Origin of the sequence: Campylobacter concisus ATCC 51562 (genome assembly GCF_000466745.1) — a bacterium.
In the GTDB taxonomy this organism is placed as follows: Bacteria; Campylobacterota; Campylobacteria; order Campylobacterales; family Campylobacteraceae; genus Campylobacter_A; species Campylobacter_A concisus_B.
On record NZ_ANNI01000007.1, the window covers coordinates 103600 to 122196 of the forward strand.

General features: G+C 37.7%; 18 protein-coding genes. 5 read left to right on the forward strand and 13 right to left on the reverse strand.

The window, feature by feature from the left end:
* Positions 1 to 162: 162 nt before the first annotated feature.
* Positions 163 to 870: a flagellar basal body L-ring protein FlgH gene (gene flgH / locus ATCC51562_RS06225; protein ID WP_021091364.1), complete on the reverse strand. Its 708-nt coding sequence runs from the start codon at positions 868 to 870 to the stop codon at positions 163 to 165.
* Between the two features lie 68 nt (positions 871 to 938).
* Between flgH and pta the strand changes: the two genes are divergently transcribed.
* Both pta and ATCC51562_RS06235 read left to right on the forward strand, forming a co-directional pair.
* On the forward strand, positions 939 to 2306 hold the full coding sequence (gene pta / locus ATCC51562_RS06230) for a phosphate acetyltransferase (RefSeq protein WP_021091416.1): 1368 nt from the start codon (positions 939 to 941) through the stop codon (positions 2304 to 2306).
* Between the two features lies 1 nt (position 2307).
* On the forward strand, positions 2308 to 3504 hold the full coding sequence (locus tag ATCC51562_RS06235) for an acetate kinase (RefSeq protein ID WP_021091399.1): 1197 nt from the start codon (positions 2308 to 2310) through the stop codon (positions 3502 to 3504).
* Positions 3505 to 3629: 125 nt separating this feature from the next.
* Here the strand turns inward: ATCC51562_RS06235 and lpxD are convergent, their stop codons facing one another.
* The 12 genes from lpxD to ATCC51562_RS06295 all read right to left on the reverse strand — a co-directional run bounded on the left by lpxD (position 3630) and on the right by ATCC51562_RS06295 (position 16159).
* Positions 3630 to 4583: a UDP-3-O-(3-hydroxymyristoyl)glucosamine N-acyltransferase gene (lpxD, locus tag ATCC51562_RS06240; protein WP_021091388.1), complete on the reverse strand. Its 954-nt coding sequence runs from the start codon at positions 4581 to 4583 to the stop codon at positions 3630 to 3632.
* Positions 4583 to 5044, reverse strand: coding sequence for an acetolactate synthase small subunit (gene ilvN, locus ATCC51562_RS06245; RefSeq protein ID WP_223154400.1), 462 nt, complete (start codon positions 5042 to 5044; stop codon positions 4583 to 4585). The genes lpxD and ilvN overlap by 1 nt, the downstream gene beginning before the upstream one ends.
* Positions 5045 to 5049: 5 nt before the next feature.
* Positions 5050 to 6744 (reverse strand): acetolactate synthase large subunit, encoded by a 1695-nt coding sequence (locus tag ATCC51562_RS06250; protein WP_235044194.1) that lies wholly within the window; start codon positions 6742 to 6744, stop codon positions 5050 to 5052.
* Positions 6745 to 7015: 271 nt separating this feature from the next.
* The gene (mnmH, locus tag ATCC51562_RS06255) at positions 7016 to 8023 is read right to left on the reverse strand and encodes a tRNA 2-selenouridine(34) synthase MnmH (protein WP_021091405.1); all 1008 of its coding nucleotides are present in this window, start codon (positions 8021 to 8023) and stop codon (positions 7016 to 7018) included.
* Entirely contained in the window at positions 8010 to 8492 is a 483-nt protein-coding gene (locus tag ATCC51562_RS06260; protein ID WP_021091390.1) for an HIT family protein, read from the reverse strand. Before ATCC51562_RS06260 ends, mnmH begins: the two co-directional genes overlap by 14 nt.
* Positions 8492 to 9277 carry an indole-3-glycerol phosphate synthase TrpC gene (trpC, locus tag ATCC51562_RS06265; RefSeq protein ID WP_021091376.1) on the reverse strand — a complete coding sequence of 262 codons (786 nt, stop codon included), beginning with the start codon at positions 9275 to 9277 and terminating at the stop codon, positions 8492 to 8494. The genes ATCC51562_RS06260 and trpC overlap by 1 nt, the downstream gene beginning before the upstream one ends.
* Positions 9274 to 10539 (reverse strand): tetratricopeptide repeat protein, encoded by a 1266-nt coding sequence (locus ATCC51562_RS06270; protein WP_021091374.1) that lies wholly within the window; start codon positions 10537 to 10539, stop codon positions 9274 to 9276. Before ATCC51562_RS06270 ends, trpC begins: the two co-directional genes overlap by 4 nt.
* Complete coding sequence (locus tag ATCC51562_RS06275; RefSeq protein WP_021091298.1) at positions 10518 to 10883, reverse strand: YkgJ family cysteine cluster protein; 366 nt, start codon at positions 10881 to 10883, stop codon at positions 10518 to 10520. Before ATCC51562_RS06275 ends, ATCC51562_RS06270 begins: the two co-directional genes overlap by 22 nt.
* Positions 10880 to 11587: a tRNA1(Val) (adenine(37)-N6)-methyltransferase gene (locus ATCC51562_RS06280; protein WP_021091331.1), complete on the reverse strand. Its 708-nt coding sequence runs from the start codon at positions 11585 to 11587 to the stop codon at positions 10880 to 10882. The genes ATCC51562_RS06275 and ATCC51562_RS06280 overlap by 4 nt, the downstream gene beginning before the upstream one ends.
* Positions 11584 to 13836: a hypothetical protein gene (locus tag ATCC51562_RS06285; RefSeq protein WP_021091293.1), complete on the reverse strand. Its 2253-nt coding sequence runs from the start codon at positions 13834 to 13836 to the stop codon at positions 11584 to 11586. The genes ATCC51562_RS06280 and ATCC51562_RS06285 overlap by 4 nt, the downstream gene beginning before the upstream one ends.
* A 2-nt stretch (positions 13837 to 13838) precedes the next feature.
* The gene (locus ATCC51562_RS06290) at positions 13839 to 14795 is read right to left on the reverse strand and encodes an NAD(P)/FAD-dependent oxidoreductase (RefSeq protein WP_021091338.1); all 957 of its coding nucleotides are present in this window, start codon (positions 14793 to 14795) and stop codon (positions 13839 to 13841) included.
* 23 nt (positions 14796 to 14818) lie between these two features.
* Complete coding sequence (locus ATCC51562_RS06295; RefSeq protein WP_021091356.1) at positions 14819 to 16159, reverse strand: class II 3-deoxy-7-phosphoheptulonate synthase; 1341 nt, start codon at positions 16157 to 16159, stop codon at positions 14819 to 14821.
* Between the two features lie 145 nt (positions 16160 to 16304).
* Here ATCC51562_RS06295 and rarD (ATCC51562_RS06300) point away from each other — a divergent pair, with 145 nt between their 5' ends.
* Genes rarD (ATCC51562_RS06300) through ATCC51562_RS06310 form a run of 3 tightly spaced genes read left to right on the forward strand, consistent with a single transcriptional unit; the run spans position 16305 to position 18508 of the window.
* The gene (rarD, locus tag ATCC51562_RS06300; RefSeq protein WP_021091407.1) at positions 16305 to 17192 is read left to right on the forward strand and encodes an EamA family transporter RarD; all 888 of its coding nucleotides are present in this window, start codon (positions 16305 to 16307) and stop codon (positions 17190 to 17192) included.
* A 16-nt stretch (positions 17193 to 17208) separates the two neighbouring features.
* Complete coding sequence (gene rarD, locus ATCC51562_RS06305) at positions 17209 to 18063, forward strand: EamA family transporter RarD (RefSeq protein WP_265181591.1); 855 nt, start codon at positions 17209 to 17211, stop codon at positions 18061 to 18063.
* Complete coding sequence (locus tag ATCC51562_RS06310) at positions 18056 to 18508, forward strand: hypothetical protein (RefSeq protein ID WP_021091302.1); 453 nt, start codon at positions 18056 to 18058, stop codon at positions 18506 to 18508. The genes rarD (ATCC51562_RS06305) and ATCC51562_RS06310 overlap by 8 nt, the downstream gene beginning before the upstream one ends.
* Positions 18509 to 18597: the final 89 nt, after the last annotated feature.

Genomic DNA, 18597 nt, shown 5'->3' on the forward strand with positions numbered 1-18597 from the left:
TTGATGAATTTTCAATATTTTAAGCATATTATTCTGAAAGTAAATATCAACTATAATTTTTAATAATTTTTAAAAATTTAGCATATTTAAGACGAAAGAAATTTTTGAGATAAAAATTTTTAAAAGCCCAAATTGATTAAATTTTAGGCTTTTAAAGTTGCATTAAAATGGCCAGATAGCTTCCATAAGCCTTGTGCCCCAAGGTTTTTTGGTAGATTTGTCTAGCTCACCCTCTGTTTTATACAAAATTTTAGCATCAGCTATATATTTTGAGTCGATTTCGTTGTTTTGTGAAATGTCGTAAGGTCTGATGACACCACTTACTTGCATGATCTGCTTTTCGCCGTTTATAAGTAGCTCACGGCTACCCTCGATAAAGTAATTGCCATTATTTAGTATTTTTATGATCCTGGCTGAAATGGTTGCGGTAAATTTCTCGCTTCTGTTACTCGTACCACTTCCTGTAAATTTATTGCCGCCACCTGCTTTAAAGCCGATGTCACCGTATTTATTTAGATTATCAGCCACAGTTGAAAGCGGTGCAGCCCCAGCTGTGAAAACACCGCCACCAAGCGAGATAGTGCTATCTTTGTTGGTACTTTTGCTACCAGTTGAAGTTTGGCTTGCATTTTCTGAGATAACGATAGTCACGATATCATTTACATTCATCGCCTTTCTGTCTGAAAATAGCGGATTCTCGCCCTTACCAAAGAGGCTGCCAGCGTTGCTTTGTCCGGTTCCACTATCTTTTGAAGGGAGTTGCTCGACATAAACTGGGGGTTTCATATTGATATGAGGATCAGCACTTGGTGTGCAGCCAGTGCAAATAATGCCCGCAGACAAGACGAGCCAAATCGTTTTATGGTTCATAAAAAATGCCTTAAAATAAGTATCTTTGTGCTAAAATTAAGCAATTTAAGTTCCTAAAAAGGTCGCAAATGAAAAGTTGTTACGTTTTTACAGACAAAAATTTAGCACATCTACAAGAAATTATAGCTACAAAATTCAAAAAAGTTGAGATTTTTAAGATAATCCCAGATGAAAACGATAAAAATAACTTAATAAATTCAAATGAAAAAGAGTTTTTTCTCAAATTTATAGATAAATTTGAGGAGCTAAAAGCCAAAAGCGACTTTGTCATAGTTCTTGGTTGTGAGAGCTTTAGTGTCTTTGGTAAAAGCGAGCTAAATTTAAAGCTAGCAAGAAATTTAAACGCTCCAATTTTTGACAAAAACGCAAGCGAGCTAAAAGCGCTAAATCCAAACTCAAAGCTTCTAATCACCGATAAATTTGATGAAATTTTGAGCTACAAAGCTGACATCATCACACCATTTAAATTTCAAAGCTTGCTTCTAAAAAGAGCTAAAGCGACAAACAAGACCGTCATTTTGCCTGAAAGTGACGATGAGAGAATTTTAAAAGCGGCTCATATCGTACTAGAAAAAGACGCGGCAAATATCATCTTGCTAGGACTTGAAAATGAAATTTCAAAAAAAGCGGCCGCTTTGGGGCTAAATCTAAGCAAAGCCAAAGTGATCAACCCAGAACAAAACGAGCTAACAGACGAGTTTGCAAAGAAAATTTATGAGCTAAGAAAGCATAAAGGCGTGGACGAAGTCAAGGCAAATATGCTTGCAAAAGATAAAATTTACTTTGCTACGATGCTAATTCATGAAGGCTTAGCCGATGCCTTGGTAAGTGGCGCTACGATGAGCACGGCTGATACGATCCGCCCAGCCTTGCAGATAATAAAAACAAAGCCAAATGTAAGCGTGGTAAGTGGGGCATTTTTCATGGCACTTGAAGAAGAAATTTTGCTTTTTGCCGACTGCGCCGTCACGCCAAATCCAAGCGCAGATGAGCTAGCTAGTATTACTCTAAGCAGCGCTCAAACGGCAAGTGCCTTTGGTCTTAACCCAAAGATCGCTATGCTGAGCTACTCTACGGCTGATAGTGGTAGCGGGGCTGATGTGGATTTTGTAAAAGAAGCTGCCAAAAAGGCGAGCGAGCTTGATGCAAATTTAAAGATCGCAGCACCCATTCAGTTTGATGCAGCAGTTGATCTAAGCGTGGCTAGCAAAAAAATGCCAAACTCAGAGGTTGCTGGGTATGCAAATGTATTTATCTTTCCAAATTTAAACTGCGGAAATATCTGTTACAAAGCAGTTCAGCGAAGTGCAAACGCCCTAGCTGTGGGTCCGATACTTCAAGGATTAAAAAAGCCGGTTAATGACCTAAGCCGCGGTTGCCTCGTTGAAGACGTGGTAAATACTATCTTAATCAGTGCCATACAAGCAGGAGAATAATATGAGAATTTTGGTTTTAAACTCGGGTAGTAGCTCAATAAAATTTCAACTTTTTGCAATGGATACCAAAACCAGTCTAGCAAGCGGTCTAGTCGAGCAAATCGGTAGCTCCAGCTCAAGAGCGGTACTAAAAGCAAATGGCGAAACCTACGAGATAAAACGCTTCATAAAAGACCACCATGACGGACTTGAGGCGATGAACGAGCTCTTTGTCACTTCACACACCTTGCACGATCTAAGCGAGCTTGATGGTATCGGACACAGGATAGTTCACGGCGGCGAGAGCTTTTTTAGCTCGATGATCGTTGATGAGAGCGTCATCAAAAAGATCGAGGAGATAAGTCCACTTGCCCCTCTTCATAACCCAGGGCACCTTGCTGGCATTAAAAACGCAATGAAAGAGAGCAAAAATGTGCCTCACGTGGTCGTTTTTGACACGGTATTTCATCAAAGCATGCCAGAGTACGCCTACCGCTACGCTCTACCTTATGACGTTTGCAAGACTCATCATATCAGAAAATACGGCTTTCACGGCACATCGCATAGATACGTCTGCAAGCAAGCGGCCAAAATGCTTGGCATAGAATTTGATAAATTTAACGCTATCTCACTTCATCTAGGTAACGGCGCCTCAGCCTGTGCAGTACAAAATGGCAAAAGTATCGATACCTCGATGGGGCTTAGCCCACTTGAAGGGCTCATAATGGGTACAAGAAGTGGCGATATGGACCCAGCTGTGGTCATTTACTTGCTAAATATCGGCGTTTTAAAGTGGAACGAGATCGATAACTTTTTAAACAAAAAAAGCGGACTTTTTGGAATTTGTGGCTCAAGTGACATGAGAGAGGTCGTAGCCAAGATGCAAAACGATGAGCGAGCAAAGCTTGCATTTGAGATGTTTTGCTACCGAGTGAAAAAATATATTGGCTCATATTACGCCATTTTAGGACGCGTTGATGTACTTATATTTACTGGCGGTATCGGCGAAAATGCACCAAATACAAGGCAAAAAATTTGTGATGAATTAAAACATCTTGGCATTCACATAAATCACGATCTAAATTTCCAAGACATGCGAGGCGAGAGATGCATAGACGGGGATGACGCTAAGATAAAAACGCTTATCATCCCAACAAACGAAGAGCTAGAAATCGCGATAGAAACGGCTAGGGTCATAAAAGAGAGCAAAGCCAAATAAATAGATGTTTAAGCCAGACTTGATATATAAATTTTAAGCCTAATTAGTTTTAAAATAGAATTAGCATTATTTTTAGGTTATAAGATAAAAAGCTTTTGCGATTTTAAGCTCGCAAAAGCTTGCAATCAATTTTTCTTAAAAAATCTCAAAATTTTTGCTTGAAGTTTAAACTGATCTGAAAGCTCCATTATCGGATAAGCTCCAGCATATTTTTTGCCACCAGGCAGGTCTTTGCTAACGCCTCCACGTGCTGCTATCTGCGCGAAGTCGCCCACTTTTACATGACCGGCTGAGCCGCTTTGTCCGCCCATTACGACGTTTCTACCTAGCACAGTTGAGCCAGCAAGACCAGTTTGTGAGACTATTAGGCAGCCATTTCCAAGCTCGCAGTTGTGGCCTATTTGAACGAGATTATCTATCTTTGTGTAGTTTGCGATCATTGTGCTTTCAAAAACGCCACGATCTATCGTCGTGCAAGCGCCGATCTCGACATAATCGCCTAAAACAACATTGCCATTATGATAAATTTTTACATGCTCGCCAGTTTTTGTATGTGCATAACCAAAGCCATCGCTTCCGATCACACAGTTTGCCAGCAGATGACACTCGTTACCGATGACGCAGTCGTTGTAGATGACGACATTTGGATGGATGATGCAGTTTTTACCGATAGTTACGTTATCGCCCAAAAATGCCCCAGCCATGACTACCGTATTTTCGCCCACACTCACATTTGAGCCTATGTAGACATTTGGCATAATCTTTGCACTCTTAGCGATATTTGATGGCTTTGGCTCGCAAAAAAGTGGCTTAGCATAATCTTTACTGAGCAAGGCAAATGCAAGGTGCGGATTATCACACACAAGTGCGACCATACCAGCTGGCACCAAGTCTAAAAGCGATTTTGTCACCAAGATGGCTCCAGCATTTGAGTTGCTTATAAATTTAGCATTTTTCTCACCATCGCAGTATGTTAGCTCAGCTTTATTTGCATTTTTTAAAGAATTTAAGGCAAAAATTTCTATATCTTCTCCGCTAAAAGTAGCATTTACTTTTGAGGCTATTTCACTTAGTTTCATCATATATCCATTATCACAGATCCGCCGCGTACGACGTCAACTGGGTTAAATTTCTTTATTGATTTTAAAAAGCTCTCGATCCTACTCGCATCGTCAGCCACCATGACAACGATATAGTTTTCATTTGTGTTTGTCACGATACCGTTGTATGCCTTTAGTATCGCTTCAAGGCCAGCAAAATTTTCACCAAGCGGAATTTTCACAAGAGCCATCTCTTTTTCGACAAATTCGCCACTTTCTATGACCTTATACGTTGGTATGAGCTTGTGAAGCTGTTTTACAATCTGCTCTAAAACTCTCTCGTCGCCACTTGTTACGATACTTAGCCTTGAGAAGTTGCTCTCAGGTATCGGAGCAACGGTTAGCGTATCGATATTGTAGCCCCTGCCCGCAAAAAGCCCAGAAATTCTAGCCAAAACACCATGTTCATTTAAAACTATAACTGATATCGTTCTTCTTATACTGCTCATTTTTCTTCCTTGCTCTTTAATATCATATTATAAATCGCAGCCCCTGCTGGAACCATAGGAAGCACGTCCTCAAAGCGGTCGATCCTAACGTCGATCATCGCTGATTTCTTGCTATCGATCGCTTCTTTTAAAGCCTTTCTAAACTCATCCTTACTCTTGCAAACAAAGCCAACTCCGCCAAATCCTTCAGCGATCTTTACAAAATCAGGCTGCAAGCTAAGATCAGTCGATGAGTAGCGTTTTTCATAGAAAAATGTCTGCCACTGACGAACCATGCCTAAGAAGTTGTTATTTAAAATGATGTTTATAACGGGCATATTTATCTCATGAGCAGTCATTAATTCTTGGATATTCATAAGTATTGAGCCATCGCCTGTAAAATTTATAACAAGATTTTCTGGTTTTGCACATTTTGCGCCGATCGCTGCAGGGAGGCCAAATCCCATTGTGCCAAGTCCACCACTTGTGACAAGCTGTCTTGCTCGGTTAAACGGATAAAACTGCGCCACCCACATTTGGTGCTGACCGACGTCTGTTGAGATTATCGCATCAGCTCCTGCTATCTTTGCTGTCTCTTCGATAACCCATTGCGGTTTTAAGACCTTGTCGCTATCTGTGTAGCCAAGTGGATTTAGTTTAGAATATCTATCTAAAATTTCTCTCCAAGGTGCGTAGTTTTCAGGCTTTGAATTGACTTCGTCATAAAGCTCAGTTAGCACGTTTGTAAGATCGCCAACAATCGGATAGTGGGCATTTATGATCTTTGAGATAGAGCTTGGATCGATATCGATGTGAATTATCTTTGCATGTTTGGCAAACTCATCCGTCCTGCCAGTGATCCTGTCACAAAACCTAGCTCCAAGTGATATAAGAAGGTCGCACTCGCTAAGTGCCATATTTGAAGCGTAGCTGCCATGCATGCCTGCCATGCCTAAATTTAGCTCATCTTTTGCATCAAGCACACCAAGAGCCATCAGCGTCTCAACCGCTGGAATGCCAGTTTTTTTCATAAATTTACGGATGATCTCGCTTGCATTTGATGCAACAGCACCGCCGCCGATGTATAGAAGCGGCCTTTTAGCTTCATTTATCGCAACTGCTGCTTTTTTTATCTGTTTTGAGTTGCCCTTATAGGTTGGCTTGTAGCTTGGGATAGAAATTTCCTTTGGATAGACAAAGTCACCAAGTCTTGATGTGATATTTTTTGGGATATCGATATGAACTGGTCCTGGACGGCCTGATCTTGCGATGTAAAAGGCCTCTTTTATGATGCGAGGTAGCTCTTCAACGCTATTAACTAAAAAGTTATGCTTAACACAGGGGCGTGAAATGCCGACCGCATCGATCTCTTGAAAAGCATCTGTGCCGATCATAAATGTTGGTACTTGACCGCTTATAAGCACGATCGGTATGCTGTCGCTATAAGCTGTTGCAAGGCCTGTGACTGCATTTGTAAAGCCAGGGCCACTAGTCACAAAAGCAACGCCAACTTTACCACTAACTCTAGCGTATCCATCGGCCGCATGAACGGCCGCTTGCTCGTGGCGAACCAAAACGTGTTTAAAATAAGTCTGCTTATATGTTTCGTCGTAGATATTTAAAGCTGCACCGCCAGGATAGCCAAAAACTATCTCAACACCCTCTTCGTGCAAGGCCTCGCTTATCATCTGTGAACCAGAAATCTGTTTTATCATCACTTTAGCCTTTTGATAAATTTATCGCAGATTATATCCCAAAGCATTTTAAATCCATTTTAACTTTCTAGCGAATTTTAGGTATTGCTTTGATTTTCTTGAAAAATTTTTAACTAGCTTAGAAGAATAATACAAAATATTTTACATAAAATTAAACATATTATTTTTAGTAGAATTGATAAATTTAAGTGAGCAAAGACTATAAAATTTTAAGAGCTAAAACTCATTTGCATAAATTTTAGGTTTTAATCTTTTGAATAAAATAAGCCTAAAATTTTGCTTCATTTTTTATATTATTTAGCTTTTTAACGGCCTCGTCAAAGTTATCAGAATTTATGAAAACATTAATATTTTCATTTTTCTTATAGACTTTATCGTAGTATTTTGTGAGTAAAATTTCAGCTACTTTAGCAATGTCATTTTCATTAAATTTAGCCACAGCTTCATCTCTAGCTTTTTTATCGATAAATGGTGAAATTTTCTTCATACACTCGTCAAAAAAAGCTTTATCCACACTTTTATAGTCATCTACTATACAAGAAATTCTTTTTTCCAAACTTGCGCTCACTTCGACATTTATACCATTTCGCATCGCCTCATAAAGACTTTTTGGCAAGCTTAATGAGCCTATTCTTCTACTCTCTCCCTCAATAAAGCAAATTTTATCTTTTAGCGTTATGAGCTTTTCAAACAACGCATCTTCAAAGCTTTTTTGGCTTGGCTGCGCGCCATTTATCGCTCCAAAGACAGATCCTAAATGATTTGCCATAGCTTCAAGGTCTATTGATGGACTTAGAGCCCTTATGAGCTTACTTTTGTAGCAGCCAGTATTTCCAAAAAGAGTGATAAATTTTGTGCTCAAAGGTCGATTTAGAAATTCTAAAACGTGATTTCTATAAGCTTTATAGCCACCACTAAGCCTAAAAACCCTATATCCTATCATGCTAAGCACATAGCCAACAGAATTTGATCTAAGCCCACCTTTAGCGCAGTAGATACCAATAGCTGAACCAACCTTGGCTCTTTTATAAACCTCATCAATGATATTTTGTAAATTTTTGCAGATATATTTTGCACCAAGACTCTTTGCTAGGGATCTATCGCTTTTATAGAGCGTGCCTACCTTTTTATGTTCCGCATCATTTAAAGCATATAAATTTATGGCATCTTTTATGTATGAATATAAAAATTCATGTGGTGATCTTGCGTCTATTAAGATTTCAAAAGAGCTTCTTTTCTCTAGCCACTGCTCTACATCAAGCTCAAATAACGGCACTAAATGCCTTTTTTAGTTTCTCAAAAAGCGGATGAAATGGTGTGCCATTTACTCTCACATCAGAGATGGTGGTTATAAAATTTGTATCCCCACTCCACCTTGGCACAAGGTGATAATGCACGTGCTCAGCTATGCCAGCTCCTGCAGCCTTGCCTAAATTCATACCTATATTTACGCCATTAGCATAAAGCTCTTTTTTTAAAATTTCAACTCCAAGCCTTACAAATTTACTCATCTCAAACCAAGTCTGCTCATCAAGCTCTTCGATCTTGTCGGTATGCTGATTTGGTATTATCATAAAATGACCTGGAGAATACGGATATAAATTCATAATCCCAAAACAATGTTTAGCTCGAAAAAGCACACCATTTTTATCATCATCATCTGAGTTTATAACGTCACAAAAAACACAGCTATCTTTTTTAGCGCTAAAGTATTCGCTTCTCCAAGGGGCACAAAGGTGCTGCATTACTCGCCCTCCTTTATCTTTTTGACGGCATTTTTTATATCATCTTGTCTCATAAAATGCTCTCCTATCAAGAAGGCATCAACGCCTATTTTACTTAGCTCTCTAAGCTGTTCATGCTCGTAAAGCCCGCTTTCAGCGACTATTATCTTGCCATTTGGCAAAAGTGGTATTAGCTTTTCGCAAAGGCTCATATCCATCGTAAAATTATCTAAATTTCTGTGATTTATGCCTATTATATTTGCTCCTGCAAAGATAGCCTTTTTCACATCACTCGCGTCGTGAGTTTCAACCAAAACTTCAAGACCTAAATGATGAGCGTAGTCTAAAAGCTCTTTTAGCTCGTTTTGAGTTAATGCTTTTGCGATAAGCAAGATAAAGTCTGCCCCATAAACAAGAGCTTCAAGAATTTGATACTTGTCAACGATAAAGTCTTTTCTAAGGATCGGCCTTGATGCGTAGCGACGAACCTGTGTGATGTACTCGATGTCGCCTTTAAACCAATGTGGTTCAGTCAAGATACTAAAAGCATTTGCGTATGGCTCGTATTCCTGAGCGATTTTTATAGGTTCAAAATCCTCTCTTATCACGCCTTTGCTAGGGCTTGCTTTTTTAATCTCAGCTATGATTTTTATCGGCTCATTTTGACTTGCTCTAAGTGCATTTAAAACATCTCTTGGCACATATGGATTGTACGCTAGCGAGCGACCAAGCCACTCCTCAGGGAAGTCTGCTTTTCTTTTTTCAAGATCATCTTTAGTCTTTTTTATTATCTCATCAAGTATCATTTTTTAAGCCTTTTGTTTAAATTTATTATGCAGCGCTCGATTAGATGCAAGTGCTCTTTTGCCTCTTTTGAAGCCTTAAAATCAACATCTTTCATTGCATGCTGCATAATGCCCTTTGCCTTTTTGCACTCACCAAGCTTAAAATATCCCCACGCTAGCGAATCCTCATAATAAGGCGACTCAGGCGAGATGGCAAGTGCCTTTTGCACAAGCTCTATGCCTTTTCTGGGATCGATGTCATGGTCTATCAGCAAGTAGCCATAATAGTTAAAAAACATATCATTTTCTAGCTTTGGCACGCTAGCTTCAAATTTATCTAAAATTTCAGCCATTTTTTGTTCATTCAAACTATCTTTATTCATCTCGTATTCGTAAATCGCGGCTTTTGCTAAAAAATTTAAATCCCTGCTATCGTTATAAATTTTAACAGCAAGTATGTATGCGTCACCAAAATTACTAGTCGCCGCATAAAGATCCATAAGTGCCACATCGTTGTAGCTATATTTTTTTAAAATTTCAATTGCTGCTTTGTAATTTTTATCATAGATAAAAAACTGCACGATCTTATCAATATACGAAGTGTCGTGACTTAGCTCATAGAGCTCCTCAAAGAGTTCGATCACCTTTGGGAAATTTCTTTGCTGGGAGTAAATTTCAGCCAAAAGCTCGCAAGTCTTTAGCGTGCAGCCTTGTTCATCTCTAAATTTTTCAAGATATTTTGTAGCGTCTTTTATCTTATCCATGCGATTTATCAAAATATCAACAATACGGAGCAAATTTTCTTCTTCTTGCTTTAGTGAGTATGCCTCTTCAAAGTATTTTAGAGCAGTCGTTGTTTCATTTTGCATCATACAAATTGTGCCAAGCATGAGTAAATTTTGAGCATTTGGTTCTTTTGTAGCAAGCTCTTGCATTAAGCTTTTAGCCTCATTTAGCTTTGAAAGATTTACTAAATTTGCCACCTTTATACGGATAAAATCGCTGTCGTCTTTTAAGCTTTTTTCGCCTTCATTTATCAAAGCGTCTAAATTTTCATTTTTTGTAGCAAAGGCGAGTTTGATCGCCTCTTTTAAATAAGCTTTTTGATTTGTATCTTTAAAAATGTTTGAGTAAGCTTGAATGCTAGCATTCACATCTCCGCTATCTTGAAACAATAAAGCCTGCATTAGACGTAAATTTATACTTTTATTATCGTCAGCCAAAAGTAGTTGCGAGTTAAAAAATACGCTCATAAAAAATACTAAAATTTTACGCCAATGCATTCTGCTTTTAGCTCCTTTAAATTTTTTTTAAAATAATTCCAAAATGGAAAAGTCCTACATTGCTGTGGCCTTAGCTCATAAACCGAGCAGTTTTTATTTTTTTCATCAAAAAATACACAAGCAAAGCCATCTTCATAAGGCTTCTCTTTTATGCTACACCTTAGCCCAACTCTTATTAAAAACTGCTTTTCAAACTCATCTTTACTCATATGAAATGCGGTGCAAAATTTTGAAATTTCTTCTTCATTTATCCAAATGTAGCCACTCTCTCCCGTGCAACACTTACCGCCACAGCTCTCGCAAAAGCTGGCATCAAACTCATAGCTAAAGCCTTGCACTCTCACGCTAGCTCCTGATAATCAACGCTCTTTGTATCAGCTTTTTTAAAAATTTCAATCGCCTCTTTTGTATGCGAGCCATTTTCACTCATCACTAAAGGCGGCAAAATTTTTAGCTTTGAGTTTGAATTATTTCTCACCTCAAACAAGGCTAAATTTGCTGGTTTATCAGCCTTTGTATGAATAAATTTTAGGCTTACTAAATTTAGCTTAAACTCTTTTAGACACGCTACAATCTGACTAAGATCATCAGGTGCGTAGCAAAAAAATGCCCTTTTGTGAGGCTTTAAATTTATACTTATGCCTTTTATAAAGTCTTTTAAACTTAAAGAGCTTGTGTATCTACTAGCCTTTATATGCTCATCTTCGCTTTGTTTCGCACCCTCGTGATAAAATGGCGGATTTGATACGATGAGGTCAAATTTCTCACTATCTTTAAAATCTGCAAAATTAGCATTTATAATTTCTGCCTCCAAGCCGTTCTTACTGGCATTAAATTTAGAAATTTCACCATTTATTTGTAAGATATCAAGCAAGCTTAGGCTGGAATTTTTAAAGTCACGTTTAAGCAAAAGCCCAAGTATCCCGCACCCTGCGCCAACGTCTAAAATTCTGCCTGAAAAATTTTTCAAACTTGAGCTTATAAAATCATAAAGTACCAGCGTATCGCTATTGTAGCGATAGCCACTTTTTAGCTGAGCCAAGATCATCTATAAACCTTGATGATAAAGCCACGCGTGATATCTTTTACGATCACTTCGGAGCTAAAGCTGATCCTTGCAAAATCGCCAAATTCTTCTTTTATAAGCTCAGCTGCTGCCTTTGCGCGCTCTTTGCCAACGCCGTAATTTACATAGTTATTTAGTCTGCCAAGATCGTCTTTTTTGATGCTTTGAGCCACATTTGACGGGATGACAAAATTTTTCTTATCTACGATCGGAATTATCTCATAAAGGTAGTTTGAGTTAAATCTTTGCAAAAATTCGCTCACTCTATTCTTACACATCACGCTAATCTTATCTTTTGCGTCCATGTCATCACACTCAAGGCTGGAGATCAAAACTAGCTTTGTTGGCGTCTCTGGCTTAGTTGTCGCTTGCAAGATATTTTTTAAATTCACATTTTCATTTTCAAGCTCATCTTGTCTATTTAAATTTTGTTCGATATCTTTTTGAAGTTCGATGATCTTGGCATTTACCGGACTTCCTTTTACGCTAGATGAGCTAAGTTCGTTTATTTTAGAATTTAACCTCTCAATCGTCTTATTACTCTCGTTTAACTTATGTTTTGCACTCTCTAGCTCATTTTGTAAGCTTAGTAAATTTTTACCGCCACTTTTATTGCTATCAGCAAAAAGAGCTGATGTATCAGCTATCTTTTTTTGCAAAATATTTATTTGCTGACGCAAAATTTCATAATTTTGCATATCGATCTTTAGCGTCCTTTTTTGAGCTTCTAGCTCACTTTGCTTTGCTGCTAGCATTTGGCTTGTTTGCGTGAGATTATTTTCCAGCTCTTTTATTTTTTCATCTTTTAAGTTTATCTTTGCACTTAAATTTTTAAACTCGCCGTCATTTAACCCAAGCTTTTGGGTCTGCAAAGAGATAGTTTGATTTTGCTCAAACAAAGTTTTTAAAAATTTATTCGTCTTTGTATCAAGCGTCTTTAGCTCATCTCGTGCATTTTTAAGACTTTCTTCACTTAAATTTAGCTTTTTATTTAGCTCACTTAAACTTGTATTTGCATCTAAATTTTGCTTCTCTAGCTTTTTATTTATCAAATTTACCCGTTCAAGCTCTTTTTTAAGCGAGCTTATATTTTCATTTGCGAGTTTATTTTCCTGCTCGCTTTTAAGATTTTTTTCTTTTAAATCATTAAAACTTTTATGAAGTGCCGCAAGAGAGGCATTTAGTTCTAAATTTTTACCATTATAGTTTTCAACTGCCAAATCTTTTGAGTTTAAATTTTTCTTTATCTCATCAAGTTCATAAATTCTGTCTTTTAAGGCAGTCTTGCTTGACTCAAGAGCCTCCTCAAGATCAATTATCTTATTTGCCTTTTTTGAAAGCTCATCCTCCATAACGCTTTTTTGCGTCTCAAAGCCATCAGTTAGTGCATTTATCTCTTTTTCATAGCTAAATTTTTGTGTCTTAGTGTCACTCTTTGCTCGCTCAATCTCCTCTTTTAAAAGCAAAATTTCTTTTTTTTCGTTTTTATCTTTTTCATTTTGAGTATTTTCATACTCTTTTATTAGTGCGTCTTTTTGAGTCAGTGTCGTATTTAGCTCTATATTTTGCTCTTTTAAAGCTGTGTAATTTGCCTCAGCTGCCTCTTTAAATTTAGCAAAATTTGCTTCGATATCTTTTACCTTACTTTCATCGCCATTTTTTGCCTCATTTATCGCATTTTCAAGGTCTATTATCTTTTTTTCATAGGCTTTTGAGCTCTCTATCATATCAGCTTGAGCTTCATTTAGTCGTTTTGTGAGAGTTTGTATATTTTCAAAGTGTTGCGCTTCAAGCTCGCCTAGCGTCTTTTGATTTTTCTCAACTATCTCATTTTTTTCATTTTCGATATTTTTTTTCATCTCTGAAATTTTGCTTATAAAGTCTAAATTTTTCTCGCTGATATCGACATTATCAGTAGCTAAAATTTTATTTTTTTTACTTAGCTCACGAACTTGTTCTTGAAGTTCGTTTACATCATTTGATAAATTTTGATCGTTCGTTTCAGTAAAATTTTGGATATAGCTTTTTGGAGTTATATATCCGCCATATTCGTAAAGATCGTCTTTGCTGATGTATTTTTGTCTCTCTTCTTCTGGCAAATTATCAAAATTTATAGAATAAATCGTTTGATTAGTATCTTTTGGCGCTTCATCTTCTTTTGGAGATTTAAAAAACGATAGGCAAAAGCCAACTATAAAACAAAAAATAGCTAGTAAAATTTTATTTATCAAGCTTATGCCTTGCCCTTTAAAATGTCTTTTATGACGTGATGAGCGTGATTTAGAGCAACGACTATTGAGCCACCATTTTTTAGTACTATATCACCGCCCACATAAAGTCCTGGCACGCTACTTTGGTAGTTACTATCAACTATTGGAGTACCTTTTTCATCAATTTTTATCTGACATTTTTGTAAAAAATCAACCGGACTTGAGCCGCCTATTGCATAGACAACTCTGTCATAAACGCGAATTTTGCCATTTTCGTAATGCACTCTAACCTTGCCTGATTCGTTATCTATCTCTTTTATATCGTGATTTAGTCTAACTTTTATCTTACCGTGCTTTTCTAGCTCCCAAAGTGCGCTTAAATTTGTCTCATTTACGCGACTAAAATTATCTTTTCTATAAGCGATTGTGGTTTTATTGTATTGGCAAAGCTCGATCGCATACTCAACTGCTGAGTTTCCGCCACCTACAACAAGCACCTTTTCGCCGTTTGTACAGCTATCAAGATTAAAATTTACAACTGCGTTTAGTGAAGGCGGGATTTTATAATCAGGCTTATTTGGTCGTCCCATTTTGCCAATTGATATCATCACATTTTTAGCTTCATAGACGGCTTTTGAGGTAGTTACTTTAAAAATTTCTCTATCTTTTTTCACGTTCTCTACTTCAGAATTAAAAAAAGCTTCAATCTTTTCAGTATCAAGCAGCTTGTCAAAATAATCAAGCGTGCTCTCTTTCGTGCCATCCTCAAATGAAACTACACCATGTATCGTGCTATCTTGCCCTTTATACTCTTTATCTACGCGTTTATTATCTTTATAAAATTTTCTTATCGTTTGGCTGTGATTATCACCTTTTTCAAGAAGCAAAACATTGTTTAAGCCATTTCTTTTTGCCTCAACTACGCTAGCAATTCCACAGGGTCCGCCACCAACAACAATTAGATCATAAACATTTACCATCTTTTTCTCCAAATTTTATAATTTTAAGCTTTTTTAACTAGATCAGCCATCAAAAATGCAAGCTCAAGTGCCTGATCAGCATTTAGCCTTGGGTCACATTGTGTTTCATACCTTTGCTCAAGCGAACTTTCAGTGATATTTAATGCCCCACCCGTACACTCAGTCACGTCTTGGCCTGTCATCTCAAGATGTACGCCGCCAGCCCTTGTGCCCTCAGCTTTGTGAATTTCAAAAAAGCTTCTAACTTCGCTTATTATCTTGTCAAATTCTCTGGTTTTGTAGTTATTTGAGGTTTTTACGGTGTTGCCATGCATCGGATCGATACTATAAACGATATTTAACCCTTCTCGCTTTAGCTCTCTTAAAATTTTTGGTAAATTTTCGCCTATCTTATCAGCGCCCATTCTGATTATCGCATTTAGTCTACCAGCTTCATTTTCTGGATTTAGCTTATTTGCAAGCGCGACGACATCTTCAGCCTTTGCACTTGGTCCGATCTTTACGCCGATAGGATTTTTCACACCACTTAAAAAATGTACGTGAGCGTCATTTATACCACGCGTTCTTTCACCTATCCAAAGCATATGAGCCGAGCAGTCGTACCACTCACCGCTAAGACTATCAACTCTAGTTAAAGCCTCTTCATAAGGTAGTAAAAGTGCCTCGTGAGATGTATAAACCGCGGTTTGATTTATGACTGGCGTATTTGCTGAAGTGATGCCACAAGCTGCCATAAATGAAAGCGTCTTTGTTAATTCATCAGCTAGTTTTGCGTATTTCTCGCCGATCTCTGGCTTTTTAACAAAGCCCAAATTCCACTTATGCACTTGATGAAGGTCGGCCAAACCGCCTCTTGAAAAGGCTCTAAGTAAGTTCATCGTAGATGCACTTTGATAATACGCCTCGATCATGCGTTTTGGATCAGGCACTCTTGCCTTTTCGTCAAATTCAAAGCCATTTATGATGTCGCCTCTATAGCTTGGAAGCTTAACGCCATTTACCTCTTCAAAATCGCTACTTCTAGGCTTTGCAAACTGCCCTGCCACGCGGCCCACTTTGACCACTGGATAGCCACCAGCAAAGGTTAAAACTATCGCCATTTGAAGTAAAACCTTAAACATATCTCTGATGTTGTTTGCATTAAAATTTGTAAAGCTCTCAGCGCAGTCGCCACCTTGAAGCAAAAATGCCTCGCCATTGCAAACTTTTGCAAGTTCTTCTTTTAAACTTCTAGCCTCGCCAGCAAAGACCAAAGGAGGAAGCGATTTTAATTTTTCTTCGACCTCTTTAAGCTCTTTTAAATCTGGGTATTTTGGTTGTTGCAAGATATTAAATTCTCTCCAGCTATCGCGGTTCCAAGTCATTTATTTTCCTATCTTTTTTGCCTTAAATTAGACGCTGATTATATCACGGCAAACTTAAAAAATAAAAGCCATTAATGGGTTATTAAAGATATTTTGCATACAATCGCTACTTTAAATTTACCCAGAAAAAGAAAAGATTTTTTTCATGATAAAAGGCATATTTTATTCGCTTTTGGCATCTGTTTTGTTTAACTGCATCTACTACATGTCAGTACTCATGAACCCCATCAGCACGCAAGCTCTTGTTGGATACCGCATGATCTTTGCCATGCCTTTTGTCATCGCAGCCATTTTTTTGTTAAAACAGCAGCGAAATTTCAAATTTTTACTTCTAAAAATAAAGCTAAAACCTAAAATTTTACTAGTTTTACTAGCTACCTCGCTCATTGTCTCATTTCAGATGTGGCTCTATCTCTGGGCTCCAAGCAACGGATCAGCGCTAAAAGTCTCTATCGGCTACCTCATCATGCCAATAGTCATGGTCCTTTTTGGACGGATATTTTTTAAAGAGCACCTCTCTAAAACAAAGCTAGCCTCGATATTTTTTGCAGCCCTTGGCGTCTTTAGCACAGCTATACTAAGCGGCGGCATCTCGTGGGAGAGCGCTGTAGTTTTTTGCCTTTATCCAGTCTATTTTGCCATTAGAAAGTACTACAACCTTGCAAATTTCTCAAGCTTTGTTATAGAGATAATTTTTATGTTTTTATTCTCATTTTATTTTGCGCTCACAGCCGATATGAACTACGTGATGAGCCAAAATCCAAACATCTACTATCTGCTCATCTTGCTTGGTGCTATCAGCGGCATAGCCCTCATCGCCCAGATCCTCTCAAGCACGCTCGTGCCGATAAATGTACTAGGTTTGCTTACATATTTTGAGCCTATAATGATGCTTTTTGTCTCATTTGCTATCGGCGAGAGACTGGAGAAAAGCTCATACTTTTTAATGATCTGCCTAGCCATCTCGGTCACACTTTTGATGATAGATAGTATAAATTCTATAAAAGGCGACAAAAATACCAAGACTAAATGAGAGCCAAAAAGGCGTTATTCTCGCGCTTAGCGCCTTTTTTATGTGGGGGTTTTTGGCGGTTTATTTCAACCTCTTTAGTAAAGATGTCGATGCTTATGAAATTTTAGCTCATAGGGTCACTTGGTCATTTTTCTTAATGGCTGGAGTGCTTTATTTTAGTGGCAAAATTGGCGAAATTTTTGCTTTACTTAAAGATATTCGTTCGCTAAAAATCCTATTTTTGAGTGGCATATTTATCACTACAAACTGGGGCGTTTATGTCTATGCAGTTAGCAATGGCAAAATTTTGGACACAAGCTTGGGCTATTTTATAAATCCACTAATAAGCATGCTCCTTGGTGTTATCATCTTTAAAGAAAGGCTAAATAAAAGCGGAATTTTAGCCATTTGCATAGTCGTTTTAGCCATTAGCATACAAATTTATGCCCAAGGCGGATTGCCATTAGTTTCCATTATCTTGCCACTTTCATTTGGATTTTACGCAGCAGTTAGAAAGATGGCAAAGATTAGCGCATTTAACGGGCTTTTTATAGAGACATTTTTTATGTTCCCATTTGCACTTGCCTACGTTTTTTACATAGCATTTTTGGGCAAAAGCCACTTTGGACTAAACGAAGACTCGATTTTAATGATCGCTTCAAGCATCGTAACTATCGTGCCGCTTGTCGCTTTTAACGCAGCGGCAACAAGGATAAATTTAACAACGATTGGCTACTTGCAATACATCTCGCCGACCATCGCGATCCTTTGTGCGGTCTTCATTTACGGCGAAAATTTAGACGGCTACAAGGTCATCTCGTTTTGTATGATCTGGCTGGCACTTGCGATAATTAGCATAGATAAATTTAGAAAAAGGAGTAAAAATGAATAATGTGACGATTTATTTGCTACTTGCGTTTTTTGCAGCGCTTATTTTATATTTTCAGATACAAAAACTAACTAGAAAGCTCGACGAAGAGGGGGCGGTGCCAGCCTATCAAAAGGCCACACAAGAGGTTTTAGAAAATTTAAGCAATGCTGAAAAATATCCAAAATTTTGCAATGTAATATTTAAAAAAATAAACGCCTTAAGGCAAGATATTTTATTTGAAGATGCGTTAAATAGTGAGTCTGAAAAAGATAAAGCATTAGATGCCTTAGAGCAAATAAGAGAAAAACTGGAAACTTTATCAAAGCAAGAGAATTTAAGCTGGGAGAGTGAGCTCTTTGCGATCTTGGACGAGCTTGATGGCTTTGTAAGGGCAAATTTCAAAAACGGCGAAGATAGAGCCGAAGAGCTAAGAGAGGAGCTAAAGAGAGAATTTGATGAGTTGTGATGATTTTTGCTTAAATAGAATTATTTTTAAAAAGTTTTAAGACACAAATATAAAAAATCAATTGTACTATAATGCAAAAAATTTTATAA